This window comes from Streptomyces sp. NPDC088400 (assembly GCF_044753355.1).
In the GTDB taxonomy this organism is placed as follows: domain Bacteria; phylum Actinomycetota; class Actinomycetes; order Streptomycetales; family Streptomycetaceae; genus Streptomyces.
Window position 1 is genome coordinate 148,333 of record NZ_JBIVMZ010000003.1, and the last position, 12,484, is coordinate 160,816.

General features: G+C 70.9%; 10 protein-coding genes. 5 read left to right on the top strand and 5 right to left on the bottom strand.

Annotated elements, in window-relative coordinates:
- Positions 1–1,374, bottom strand: coding sequence for an MFS transporter (locus tag ACIQD6_RS08750; protein ID WP_401879929.1), 1,374 nt, complete (start codon positions 1,372–1,374; stop codon positions 1–3).
- 269 nt (positions 1,375–1,643) lie between these two features.
- Here ACIQD6_RS08750 and ACIQD6_RS08755 point away from each other — a divergent pair, with 269 nt between their 5' ends.
- A complete protein-coding gene (locus tag ACIQD6_RS08755; RefSeq protein ID WP_401879931.1) occupies positions 1,644–2,417 on the top strand; it encodes a FadR/GntR family transcriptional regulator in 774 nt (257 codons plus the stop codon).
- Between the two features lie 31 nt (positions 2,418–2,448).
- On the opposite strand, the gene ACIQD6_RS08760 is transcribed toward ACIQD6_RS08755, so the two are convergent.
- From ACIQD6_RS08760 to ACIQD6_RS08775, 4 genes are all read right to left on the bottom strand, one after another.
- Positions 2,449–4,197, bottom strand: coding sequence for a DUF885 domain-containing protein (locus ACIQD6_RS08760; RefSeq protein ID WP_401879933.1), 1,749 nt, complete (start codon positions 4,195–4,197; stop codon positions 2,449–2,451).
- 193 nt (positions 4,198–4,390) lie between these two features.
- The gene (locus tag ACIQD6_RS08765) at positions 4,391–5,182 is read right to left on the bottom strand and encodes a DeoR/GlpR family DNA-binding transcription regulator (RefSeq protein WP_401879935.1); all 792 of its coding nucleotides are present in this window, start codon (positions 5,180–5,182) and stop codon (positions 4,391–4,393) included.
- A 50-nt stretch (positions 5,183–5,232) separates the two neighbouring features.
- A complete protein-coding gene (gene pdxA, locus ACIQD6_RS08770; RefSeq protein ID WP_401879937.1) occupies positions 5,233–6,282 on the bottom strand; it encodes a 4-hydroxythreonine-4-phosphate dehydrogenase PdxA in 1,050 nt (349 codons plus the stop codon).
- Positions 6,279–7,721: a four-carbon acid sugar kinase family protein gene (locus ACIQD6_RS08775; RefSeq protein ID WP_401879939.1), complete on the bottom strand. Its 1,443-nt coding sequence runs from the start codon at positions 7,719–7,721 to the stop codon at positions 6,279–6,281. The genes pdxA and ACIQD6_RS08775 overlap by 4 nt, the downstream gene beginning before the upstream one ends.
- A gap of 286 nt (positions 7,722–8,007) precedes the next feature.
- On the opposite strand from ACIQD6_RS08775, the gene ACIQD6_RS08780 reads away from it, so the two are divergent.
- The 4 genes from ACIQD6_RS08780 to ACIQD6_RS08795 are packed head-to-tail and all read left to right on the top strand — an operon-like array spanning position 8,008 to position 12,483.
- Complete coding sequence (locus tag ACIQD6_RS08780; RefSeq protein WP_401879941.1) at positions 8,008–9,594, top strand: ABC transporter substrate-binding protein; 1,587 nt, start codon at positions 8,008–8,010, stop codon at positions 9,592–9,594.
- A 3-nt stretch (positions 9,595–9,597) separates the two neighbouring features.
- Entirely contained in the window at positions 9,598–10,527 is a 930-nt protein-coding gene (locus ACIQD6_RS08785; protein WP_401879943.1) for an ABC transporter permease, read from the top strand.
- A gap of 3 nt (positions 10,528–10,530) precedes the next feature.
- Positions 10,531–11,511, top strand: coding sequence for an ABC transporter permease (locus ACIQD6_RS08790; RefSeq protein ID WP_401879945.1), 981 nt, complete (start codon positions 10,531–10,533; stop codon positions 11,509–11,511).
- 3 nt (positions 11,512–11,514) lie between these two features.
- Complete coding sequence (locus ACIQD6_RS08795) at positions 11,515–12,483, top strand: ABC transporter ATP-binding protein (RefSeq protein WP_401879947.1); 969 nt, start codon at positions 11,515–11,517, stop codon at positions 12,481–12,483.
- Position 12,484: the final 1 nt, after the last annotated feature.

Sequence of the window (12,484 nt, forward strand, 5' to 3'; positions counted from 1 at the left end):
TCAGTGCACCTCGTGAAGCGGCTGTTCGGTGGGATCGGCGGGACGGCGCCGGGAGAGGGCGATCATGAGAACCGCGGAAAGGATCATGAAGCCGCCCACGACGAACATGGACAGGGTGTAGCTGCCGCTGAAGTCCTTGAGCCAGCCGGTCACGTAGCCGGCCGCGAAGCCCGCGATGTTGCCGACCGTGTTGATCAGGGCGATCCCCGCGGCCGCGACGGCGCCGGTGAGGAAGCGGGAGGGGATCGACCAGAACACCGGCAGCGCCGCGAAGACGGCGCACGCCGTCACGGTGATCACGGCGATGGTGGCGGCCGGCGAATTCATGTACAGGGCGAGCGGGATGGAGATGCCGCCGACGACGGCCGGTCCCGCGACATGCCAGGTGCGTGTCCCGTGCCGGGTGGCGTTCCGGGACCAGAAGAAGAGGACGACCGCGGCCGGCACGTACGGGATGGCGGTGATCAGCGCCTCCTGCATCACGCTGAACGACGTGCCGAAGCTGTCCTGGAAGCCCTCGATGATGGTCGGCAGGAAGAAGGCCAGCGCGTAGAGGCCGTAGATGAACCCGAAGTAGACCATCGCGAGCACCCAGACCCGGCCGCTGCGGAACGCTTCCTTCAGCGCCTCGCGGCCATGGCTCCGCTTCGAGTTGCCCGTCTTGGCCGCGTTCTCGGCGGCCAGTTCCCCGGTCAGCCACTCCTTCTCGTCCGCCGTCAGCCACGCCGCGTCGGCGGGGCGGTCGATCAGGTAGAACCAGGCGACGACGCCGAGGAGGATCGCGGGGATCGACACGAACAGGAACATCACGCGCCAGCCCTCCAGGCCGAACAGGCCGTCCTGGCCGATCAGCCAGCCCGCGAGCGGGGCTCCGACGACCGTGGTCAGCGGCTGCGCGAGGTAGAAGAGCGCGAGGACCTTCGTACGGTGCCGGGTGGGCACCCACTGGCTGAGGAAGAGGATCGCCCCGGGGAAGAAGCCCGCCTCGGCGACACCGAGCAGGAAGCGCAGGGCGTACAGCTGCTCGGTGCTCTGCACCCAGGTGAACAGCAGCGACACGGTGCCCCAGGTCACCATGATCCTGGACAGCCAGCGGCGGGCGCCGAAGCGGTGCAGCGCCATGTTGCTGGGGACCTCGAGGACGATGTATCCGATGAAGAAGACCCCGGACGCGAACCCGAACTGCGCGGCGGTGAGCGCGAGGTCCTGCCCCATTCCGTTCGGTTCCGCGAAAGACACCGCGGTGCGGTCCAGATAGTTCACGAAGAACATCAGGGCCACGAACGGAACAAGCCGGAGCGAGACCTTCCTGATCGCTGATTTCTCCACTGCGGATGGCGCGGATGGCGCGGACGACAACGCGGTGGCACCCATGGCGACTCCTCGGCTGCGCCGGACAGCTCTGTCCGGATTGGGGGTCATAGTCGGCAGCGATCGTGACTGAAACAGAGCGCAGCACCCGCTCGACTGGCTGATGTGTCTTCAACGTAACCCCCTGGAAGAAAATTGGTCACCAATTGACCAATGCGGCGTGGGTCGCTCTTCGAATGGTGGACATACCCCTTGGCAAGGACCCCTGCGTCGGCCTGGGCGAAGGGCTTCGCGAGGCACCTGAGCAGCGCGAACACCCATCTGGTGTACTGGTGACCGTGACCAGTCAGCCCGCTCGGAATTCGTCCGGCACCCCGGATCTCGCCCAGCTTCTGCGCCCCGTCGTGCGCGAGTCCTCGGTCAGCGAGGTGGCCAAACGGCTCCTTGATCACCTGTCCGCCGGGGACATCAAGCCCGGCACGCGGCTGCCCGCGGAACGCGTGCTCGCCGAGTCACTGGGGGTCGCGCGTTCCAGCGTGCGGGGCGCGCTCTCCGCGCTCGATGTGCTCGGCATCATCGAGATCCGTCCCGGCTCCGGCTCGTACGTACGGGAAGGGACCTCGGAATTCCTGCCGCGCGCCATCAACTGGGGTCTCATGCTGGGCCAGCGGCGCACTCAGGATCTGGTCGAGGTGCGCACGCACATGGAAGGCGTCTCGGCGCGGCTGGCGGCGGAGCGCGCCTCCGATGAGGACGTGGCGCGGCTCGAGGAACACCTCCGGCGGATGCGTGACGCCGGCACGGATGCCGCCGCGTTCGTGGACGCAGACATCGCCTTCCACCTGGAAACGGCGAACATCGCGCGCAACTCGGTGCTCAGCGACATCCTGCACAGCATTCGCGCCCTGTTGCAGGTGTGGATGGAACGGGTCAGCGATCTGGAAGGCACAGTGAGCGGCACGCTGTGCGAGCACGACGCGGTGCTGGACGCGATCCGCGCTCACGATCCCGACGCGGCGAACCAGGCCATGGCCGAACACATGCGCATGGCCAACGCACGGCTGCGGGCCTCGATCTCGTCCGACGACGAGCGGGAGCAGCCTTAGGGGGTACTGATGTCGCGTCACCCGTCCCGTCTCACAGAGCCGCCAGTTCGGCCTCCAGATCGGCAAGACCCAACGAGCCCTGCGACAGTGCGGCCATGTGCCACCGCTTCAGATCGAAATCGCGGCCACGCGCCGTCCGGGCCGCCTCCCGGCCGCGCAGCCATGCCCGTTCGCCCAGCTTGTAGCCTATGGCCTGCCCCGGCGCCCCCTGATAGCGGATCAGCTCGTTCCGTACGAAGGCGTCCGGGCGGCCGCTGTGTGACGCGAGGAACTCTCCTGCCGGCCCGGGCGTCCACCGGCCGCCCGGGTGGAACGGGGAGTGCGCGGGGATGTCCAGCTCCAGATGCATCCCGAGGTCGATGACGACCCGCACCGCACGCATCATCTGAAGATCGAGGTAACCCAGCCGGTGTTCGGGGCGGGCGAGGAAGCCCAGTTCGTCCATGAGCCGCTCCGCGTACAGCGCCCACCCCTCGGTATTGGCGCTCACCGAGCCGACGCCCGTCTGGTAACGGGACAGCCGGCCGGACAGGTGCGCCCACCGCGCCAGTTGCAGATGGTGGCCGGGGACGCCCTCGTGGTACCAGGTCGCGACCAGCTCGTACGTCGGGAAGCGGGTCCTGCCCAAGGTCGGCAGCCAGGTGCGGCCCGGTCGGCTGAAGTCCTGCGACGGTGCGGTGTAGTACGGGGCGGCACCGCTGCCGGCGGGGGCGATACGGGACTCGACGCGCCGGAGCGGCTCGGCGATGTCGAAGTGGGTGCCGTCCAGTTGGCCGATGGTCTCGTCCATCAGCTCCTGGAGCCAGGCACGTACCGCCTCCTCCCCCTCCACGGCGTGGCCGTGGGTGTCGAGATGTCTCAGCGCCGCCCACGGGGTCGCCGCACCCGGCAGGATCTTCGCCGCCTCGGTCTTCATCTCGCCCAGCACACGGTGGAATTCGGACCAGCCGTACTCGTACGCCTCGTCCAGATCCAGGTCGAGCCCCGTGAAGTAGCGTGCGGAGACGGCGTATCGCTCCCGCCCCACCACGTCCGGGGCGCCTGCGATGGCGGGGCCGTACACCTCCCGCAGCCAGTCCCGCAGCCGGGCCGCGCCACCGGCGGCCTGCCGGGCCGCGCTGTCCAGCTCCGTGCGCAGCGACGCGGGTCCGGCGGCGGTGAACCGGGCGAACCAGCCGCCCCGCACACCGATCCACTCGTCCAACTGCTCGATCATGGTGGCGACTTGGCTCGGCCCGCCGGGCAGCCCCCGCCGCAGGCCTTCGGCGAGCGAGGCCCGGTAGCTCTCCAGGGAGGCCGGGACGGCCCGCAGCCGTGACACCACTGCCCGCCAGTCCTCCGCGTCGTGGGTCGGGGTGAGGAGGAGCGCGGTCCGTACGCGGTGCACGGGAGAGAAGATGGCGGAGAGCGAACGGAGGGTCTCACCCGTCTCGTGCATGGCCAGTTCGGCGGTGAGCCGTTCACGCAGCAGCCGGGCGCAGTTCCGTTCGACAGCCGAGTCGCCACCGCTCCCGCCACTGGTGGCGATACCGGCGCTGCTGCCGGGCAGTTGGCGCGTTTCGGCGAGACGCCGCAGGGTGTCCTTGGCCAGGGCCGCGATCTGATCGCCGCCGTCCGGGGAGAAGTCGGGCAGTGTGCCGTGGCTGCCCCGGTCGCCGAGCATCGTCCCGGTGACCGGGTCGAGGACGACCAGCGCGTCGACGTATGCGTCCGCGATCCCGCGCGGCAGCGAAAGCGGCGACGGCAGCGGCGCTGACTGAGCGTTCGTTGCGTCAGACATACGGCCATCCTGGCCGACCGCGGGATCGCCGGAAACACCCGCTCGTACCGGCACCGGGCGCTTACGGGCACACACGCGGACGGCACACGGGGAGGCCCGGTGGAGCCGATGCGCTCCACCGGGCCTCCCCGACAGCCGCTACAGGCCACTCGCCGGCTGCCCGACAGCCGTCCGTCCGTCAGGCGCCCGTCCGTCAGGCGCCCGTATGCCGCTCCGGTGTCGTCCGGACGACCGTGATGCCGCGCGAGCGCAGCTCCTCGACGATCTGTCGGTCGGCCCCGTCGTCGGTCACCAGCGTCCAGTCAGGCCTGAGCGGGGTCCAGGTGTGGAAGGGACGCCGTCCCAGCTTCGCCGCGTGCGCCAGGACGTACACCCGGTCGGCACGGCGCGCCATGAGTTCCTTGAGGCGGGTCTGGCGCAGATCGGCCTCGCAGATGCCGTGTTCGGGCGAGACGCCGTCCGTGCCCAGGAAGAGCCGGTCGAACGTCAGCCGTTCCAGGGCCGCTTCGGTCAGCGGTCCCACAAAGCCCTGGCTGAGCGGGCGCAGCGTACCGCCGAGACATTCGACATGGACCGTCTCGACGTCCGCCAGTTCCTGAAGGGCCGTCAGGCCCGTGGTCGCCACGGTGACATCCTTCGCCGTACGCAGTTCGTGGGCGAGGGCCCCGACCGTCGAACCCGCGTCCAGCAGCAGCGACTCCCCCGGGCGTACTTCCGCCGCCGCCCACCGCGCGATGGCCTGTTTGGCCTCGAATGCCTCGCCCGTACGCTGCCGCAGCGACGCCTCCGGATGGGCCGCCAGCGCCATGGCCCCGCCGTAGGTACGGGCGAGTTGCCCGTTGCTGGTCAGCTTCGCCAGGTCACGGCGGATGGTGGACGCCGTGACCCCGAACAGCTGGGAGAGCTCCTCGACGCTGGCGAGCCCGGTGGTCGTGGCGAGGTGGACGATTCGGTCGCGCCGGGCCTTCGATCCGATCGCAGACATCAGTCTTCTGTCCTCAGTCTTCTGTCCTCAGGTGCGGACGGAACCGGTGGTCAACGGGCCGGAGTGGTGGACATCTCGGCGGCCTGGCGCAGTGCCTCCACCATGCTACCGGCCTCGGCACGGCCCGTTCCCGCGATGTCGAACGCGGTCCCGTGGTCGACGGAGGTACGGATCACCGGCAGGCCGACGGTGAGGTTGACGCCCGCCTCGATGCCCATGACCTTGACGGGGCCGTGGCCCTGGTCGTGGTACATGGCCACGATCAGGTCGTAGTCGCCGCGCGAGGCGAGGAAGAACGCGGTGTCGGCGGGCAGCGGCCCGACGGCGTCGATGCCGTCGGCCCGCAGGATCTCCACGGCCGGGACGATCTTCTCCTCCTCCTCGCCGTAGCCGAACAGTCCGTTCTCGCCCGCGTGCGGATTGATGCCGCACACCCCGATCACCGGCTTCTCGACACCGGCCCGCACCATGGCTTCGTGGCCACGGCGCACGGTCCGCTCGACGAGTCCGGGTTCGATGCGGTTGACCGCGTCGATCAGACCGATGTGCGTGGTGACGTGAATGACCTTCACCTTGGGCGTGGACAGCATCATCGACACCTCCTCGACCCCCGTGAGGTGGGCGAGGAGTTCGGTGTGTCCGGGGAAGGGGTGGCCGCCCGCGTGCAGCGCCTCCTTGTTGAGCGGCGCGGTGCAGATGCCCTGCACCTCACCGCTCACGGCGAGTTCGGCGGCGACCCGTACGTACTGGTACGCCGCGTCGCCCGCGACGGCGGACAGCTGACCCCAGGGCAGGTCGGCGGGGAGCAGCCCGAGGTCGACGACATTGATGCGGCCGGGGCTGAACTCGGCCTCGGCCGGACTCTCGACCGGCACGATCTCGCAGCTGACACCGAGAATGGCGGCCGCCCGGCGGAGGCGCTCCGCGTCGCCGATGACGACGGGGCGGCAACGGCGCACGGTGTCGGCGTGGAGCAGCGCCGGGACGATCACCTCGGGGCCGATGCCGGCGCCGTCGCCCATGGTGACCGCGATGAGCGGGAGCGGCCGGCCAACCGTGTCGGTCTGCTCCACGGGGGCGGTCGTCGGGGCTGCGTTCACAGGACTTCTCCTTGCGGTACGTGTGACACGGGCGGTGGAGGGACGGGCGCGTCGAACTCCACGCCCGGTACGGCGGATTCGGCCGGTACGGAGGGTTCGACCGGGACGGAGGGTTCGACCGGGACGGAGTGCTGGTCCGGTACGGAGTGCTGGTCCGGTACGGAGAGCTGGTCCGGCCGCAGGGCGCGGGCGATCCGCAGCAGGGATCCGGTGTCGCCGTAGCTGCCGGGGCGGGTGACGACCGTGCGGCCGTCGGGCGTGTGGCAGTGCACGGCTCCGTGGTGGATCTGTCCGACGGGGCGGAGCCGGGTGATGCCGAGCGCGTCCAGAACGCGCCGTGCGGTCTCGCCTCCGGTGAGGACGAGGTCGGTGGGGTACGGCAGCGCGGCGACGGCCCGGCCGAGGCCGGTCACCATCCGGCGGGCCGAACCGAGCTGTATGCCACGGGTGTTGTCGATGCTGACGACGGTCACGCCGTGGCCGCCCGGGAGAGGCAGCGGCGCGTCCGACTCGGCCGGGTCCGGCGCGCCGGACCGGGCGAGGAGATCGGCCGGCAGGACGGTGTGCCGGGCTCCGGCGGCGGTCAGTTGCGCGATCTGCGCAGCAGCGGTGGGTTCCGCGGTGCCCACGACGACGAGGAGTGGTCTGTCCGCCGTACGGGCGACACCCGTTGACGGTGTGTCAGCTGCGGGAGTCGATGCACCGCTTCGGCCGCCGAGCAGACGACCGAGCGCGCAGGCGAGCCCGCCCGTGCCCAGGAGCCGTACGCCAGGCCCCAGTTGGAGCGCGGCGGCGGCGATCGCGTCGAGGTCGGCGTCCGTTTCCGCGTCGCACACGGAATGCAGTCCCGCTTCGGCGAGGTCCCGGAGCCGGCCCGCCAGTTCCCGCCCGGGTGAGCGCACCACCGCGAGGGGTACGACCTCGGTCCGCAGGTCACCGAGCGCCTCCGCCACCGAACGCGGCGCGCTCCCGGTCTCCGCGCGCCAGGCGTCCGTCTCGTGGAGCGGGGTACCGTGCAGGCGGACGACGCCGTCACACACGGTCCGTCCGGCCACCGGCAGGGCGGGGGCGATCACGAGTCCCCCGGCGCCCTCCGCGTAGGCAGCGGCCTCGGCGGCGAGATTGCCTCGCAGCAGCGAATCCGTCTTCTTGATCAGTACGGTGTCGTTCCCGGCGCGCACGGTCGCACGGGCCATGTCCCGTACGGTCTCGCGGACGATACGGGCGGCTTCGCGGGCGTCCAGTTGCCGGGTGTCGAGGTCGAGAACCAGTGCCTCACCCGCGACGGGTGGCGCGACGGCGGTCCCGCCCGTCGCCGGGCCCAGGACGATCCGACCCGGGAGGCACAGCGCCGCCGCCGTCTCGGCCGCTCCGGACAGATCGTCCGCGAGGGCGAGTACGGGGCACGGTTCGCGCCCGCTGCGGGGCTTGAGGAACACGGATACCTCCTCCGGGCGGCCCGGGGCGGGCTGCTTCGGTGCCCGATGATGACACAGGTTGCGCGAAATGCGCGAGACCTCTTGCGCGAAACACGCAATCGTGCCACCTTTTGCGGCGCGACACCTGTTGGTGCCGGACATGCCGGACCAGCGCCGGCCGGAACCCCCATGCCGGTCCGGACACCCACAGCCTGAGCCGGTCGCCTCCCAGAACCCGAGAAGGTCGACGATGACCCTTACTCCTCAGAGCGCCAGGTCCGGCCCCCCCGACCTCCGTGGTCGCCGCATGCCGGAGACCGGCTCCGGCGCTCCCCCGCGTGAGCCGCTCAGCCGCCGCACACTGCTGCACTGGGGCGCCGCCGGTGGCGCGGGCATGGCTCTCGCCCCTCTGGCCGCCTGCGCGGGCCCCACCGGGGCGCCCGGTCCCGGCACGCTCACTCTCGGCCTGAACCGTTCCCTGGTGAGCCTCGACAACAAGCTCAACCAGTTCGACGCGGCGGTCACCGTGCAGCGCGCGGTACGGCAGGCGCTCACCCGTATCGGTCCCGGCATGAAGCCGCAGCTGATCCTGGCCGACCGGTTCGAGATGGCGGGGCCCACCGCCTGGACGGTGCGGCTGCGCGAGGGCGTGTGCTACTCGGACGGCAGCCCGGTCACCGTCGAGGACGTCGCCACGGCCCTGAGAATGTACGGCAAGGTCAACGGTTCCTTCCTGCTCGGCCTCTTCCCCGAACTGCCCACCGTCGAGAAGACCGGGTCCCGCACCTTCCTGCTGCACACCGACAAGCCCCTGCCGGTGCTCGACCGGCTGATGGCCAACATCCACATCACCCCGGCCGCCGCCAACAAGCCCGAGGAACTGCGCGGCGGTCTCGGCTCCGGCCCGTACCGCGTCCTCAGGGCGAACGCCGGCGCCGGCGAGTACACCCTCGCCCGCAACCCGAAGTACTGGGGCACGCGCCCCCGGACCGAGAACGTGCGCGTCCGGTTCGTCCCCGAGGAGTCCAGCCGGGTCGTCGCGCTGCGCAGCGGCGAACTCGACGTGGTCGACACCCTGACCCCCGACTCGGCGGACCAGCTCACCGGACTCCCCGGCGTCACGGTCGAGGAGGCCGCGGGCGTGCGGATGTGCCAGCTCTTCTACAACTTCCGCAAGCCGGACGGCCATCCACTCGCCGACCCCCGGGTCCGGCGGGCGCTGACGTACGCGATCGACGGGAAGGCCCTGATCGACGACGTGCTGAACGGCTCGGCGGAGGCAGCCGAAGGTGTGGTGCCACTCGCCCTCGAAGGTGCGGTGCGGACCGGCTCGTACACCTTCGACCCCGGCCGGGCGCGGGGGCTGCTGAAGTCCCTGGGCGCCGAGGACATCCGTATCAAAGTCATCTGGGAGAGCGGGGAGTTCGCCGCCGACACCTCCGTGATGGAGGCCGTCCTGGACATGTTCAAGGACATCGGCGTACGCGCCTCGCTCCGGCAGTTCGAGCCCGGCGGTGACATCCTCGCCTGGCGCCAGGGCAAGGCGGGCGACTGGGACGTGATCGGCAACGGCTACGGCAGCCCCACCGGCCAGGCCCTCACCACGCTCCAGGGCATGTACGGAGGCACCGCGGCGAAGGAACGCACGCGCGACGCCTTCATGGGGTACGTCGTGCCGCGCATCGAGAAGCCGCTCTCGGCCGCCGCCACCGAGGTGGACCACACCGAGCGCGATAAACAGCTGTCCGTGGTGCAGAAAGCCATCTGGGACACCTGGCCCAGCCTCTGGGCCTTCGCCCCCAAGACGCTGCTCGCCCGCCGGAACCGGGTCCGGGGCCTGGCCCTGCTGCCCCTGAACTCCTACGATCTGTCCGCCGTACGGCTGGAGGGCTGAGACGTGCCGAAGTATCTCGCCCGCCGGATCGGCCAGAGCCTGCTCACCGTCTTCCTGACGCTGACCACCGTCTTCCTGCTGGTGCGTCTCGCCCCCGGCGACCCCGCCTCCGCGTACGCGGGTCCCACCGCGACGACCGCCGATCTCGCCCGTATCCGCGGCCGGTTCGGCCTCGACCAGCCGCTGTTCACGCAGTACGGCATCTTCCTGCGCGATCTGTTCACCGGCGATCTCGGCACCAGCTACTCCTTCCACTCCCCGGCCCTCGATGTGGTCCTGGACCGGATGCCGTACACGATCACACTCGCCGTCTCCGCGATCACCGTCACCGCCGTGGTCGCCGTGCCGCTCGGTGTGTGGATGGCGCGCCGCGCCGACTCGAAGCGTGAACTGGGCGCCAACGTACTCACCATCACCGGGCAGTCCATGCCGGACTTCTGGACCGGTGTGATGCTCCTGACCGTCTTCGCCGTGCTGCTGCCGGTGCTGCCGGCCTCCGGATTCACCTCCTGGAGCGGTCTCGTCCTGCCGACGGTCACCGTCGCCGTCCTGCAACTGGCGCTCGTCTCCCGGCTCGTACGCCGCGAGATGACCACCGCGCTCAGCTCCCCGTACATCACCGTCGCCCGCTCCCGCGGCTTGTCCGAGCGTGCCCTCACCTGGCGTTACGCCCTCGCCAACTCGGGAGTGCCGCTGCTCACCGCCATCGGTACGCGCTTCGCCGCCCTGCTCAACGGGGTCGTCGTGGTCGAGGTCGTCTTCGGCTGGCCCGGCGTCGGCTCGCTCGTCGTCCGCGCCCTGGAGACCCGCGACTACCCGCTCATCCAGGCCACCGTGCTGGTCACCGCGACGCTCGCGATCCTCGTCCAACTCCTCGTCGACCTCGCCTACCCGCTGCTCGATCCGCGGGTGCGCCTCGGAAAGGCGGCCTGAGACATGACCACCGACACCGCTCCGCGTACCGCCGTCTCCGGCGCCTCCTCCTCCGGCGCCCGGCCGAGTGCCGTCACCGCCCGCGACCTCGCCCATGCCACCGCCACCAGGCAGCGGCGCGGCGCGCGCTTCAAGCTCTGGGCGGGATCGGTCTGTACGGCGCTCGTCGTCCTGCCCGTCGCGCTGGCCGGGCTGCTGCCCCTGCCCGGCGCCGACGCCCAGGACCTGTCGCGGCGACGGCTGCCGCCGCTGAGCGACGGGCACCTGTTCGGCACCGACCAGCTCGGCCGCGATCTGCTCTCACGCGTCCTGCACGGCGGCCAGGTGTCCCTGACCGTCGGCGTCCTCGCGGTCCTCGTCTCCGGTCTGATCGGTATCGCGGCGGGCTCGGCGGCCGGGTTCTTCGGCGGCTGGGTCGACGCGGTCGTCTCCCGGCTGCTGGAGGCGCAGCTCGCACTGCCCCTGCTGATGATGCTGCTGCTCGTGGTCGCCCTGTTCGGGCCGTCCGTCACCGTCATCACCTGTGTGATCGCCGTCGCCCAGTGGCCGGAGGTCGCGCGGCTCACCCGCTCCCTCGTCCTCGTGGAACGCGAGAAACCGTACGTCGCCGCCGCGCGCGTCCTCGGGCTGCGCGGCTGGTCGGTCCTCGGCCGCCATGTCATCCCCAATGTCATCCGCCCGGCGAGCCTCGTCGTCCTGCTGCTCCTCGCGCAGGCCGTCCTGCTGGAGAGCGCGCTCAGCTTCCTCGGCGCGGGACCGCAGCGGCCGTTCGCGACGTGGGGCCGGATCATCTCCGACGGCCAGGACTACCTCACCACCTCGTGGTGGCTGGTCACCCTGCCGGGCCTGGTCATCGCCCTGCTCGTGGTCGGCGTCAACCTGGTCGGCGACGGGCTGCGCGACCGTACGCGCACGGTCAGGGCACCGCGCGGAGCGCGCGTACCGCGTGGCACACGCGCGGCACGCTTCAAGAAGGGAGCCTGAGCCATGGCCACCACCGGCACCGCCGACACCGCCGACAGCGCTGCGACCGGGACCACGGCACCGGACGGCGCCGTCACGGAGACCAGGACCACGGACACCAGGACGAAGGATGCCGGGACCTCGGACCGCCCGACCGTCCCGCTCCTGGACGTCGAGAACCTCCAGATCGAACTCGTCACCGCACGCGGTGTGGTCCGCGCCGTCGACGGTGTGACCTTCACCGTGGGCGAGGGCGAGACCGTCACCCTCATCGGCGAGTCCGGGTCCGGCAAGTCCACCACCGCCATGGGCGTGCTGCGGCTGCTGCCCGAAGGCCTCGCGGTGCTGTCCGGCACGGTACGGATCGCGGGCCGCGACCTGATCGCCGACCCGGCCGCCGCCCGCCAGGTGCGCGGACGGACCGTGTCGCTGATCCCGCAGGACCCGATGACGGCTCTCAGCCCGGTCCACACGATCGGCCGTCAGCTGGGCGACGCGTTGCGGCTGCGGCACCCCGGCCTGTCCCGGAAGGATGTCCGGGACAAGGGGATCGACCTCCTCGCCCAGGTCCGTATCCCCCAACCGGAGACCCGCTGGAAGGCGTATCCGCACCAGTTCTCCGGCGGCATGCTCCAGCGCATGCTGATCGCCGTGGCGCTCGCCGCGCGGCCGCGGCTGCTGATCGCGGACGAGCCGACCTCCGCCCTGGACGCCACCGTGCAGGCGAGCGTCCTCGATCTGCTGATGGAGCTACAGGAAAAGGAGGGCATCGGGATGCTGATGATCACCCATGATCTGGGAGTGGCCCGGGTCGTCTCCGACCGTATCCATGTGATGAGGGAGGGCCGGTTCGTGGAGTCGGGATCCGCCGAGCAGATCGTGGACCGGCCGTCCGAGCCGTACACCCGCGGCCTGCTCGCGGCCGTGCCGCGGCTCGGCCCCTGGGACGAGGACGCCGTGTCCGGGACCGCTGTGCGGGGAGCCGCCACATGAA

Bases quoted from the DNA above. Each gene is read 5' to 3' on its own strand.
- ACIQD6_RS08750 (WP_401879929.1), bottom strand. From the start codon at position 1,374: ATGGGTGCCACCGCGTTGTCGTCCGCGCCATCCGCGCCATCCGCAGTG.
- ACIQD6_RS08760 (WP_401879933.1), bottom strand. From the start codon at position 4,197: ATGTCTGACGCAACGAACGCTCAGTCAGCGCCGCTGCCGTCGCCGCTT.
- ACIQD6_RS08765 (WP_401879935.1), bottom strand. From the start codon at position 5,182: ATGTCTGCGATCGGATCGAAGGCCCGGCGCGACCGAATCGTCCACCTC.
- ACIQD6_RS08780 (WP_401879941.1), top strand. From the start codon at position 8,008: ATGCCGGAGACCGGCTCCGGCGCTCCCCCGCGTGAGCCGCTCAGCCGC.
- ACIQD6_RS08790 (WP_401879945.1), top strand. From the start codon at position 10,531: ATGACCACCGACACCGCTCCGCGTACCGCCGTCTCCGGCGCCTCCTCC.
- ACIQD6_RS08795 (WP_401879947.1), top strand. From the start codon at position 11,515: ATGGCCACCACCGGCACCGCCGACACCGCCGACAGCGCTGCGACCGGG.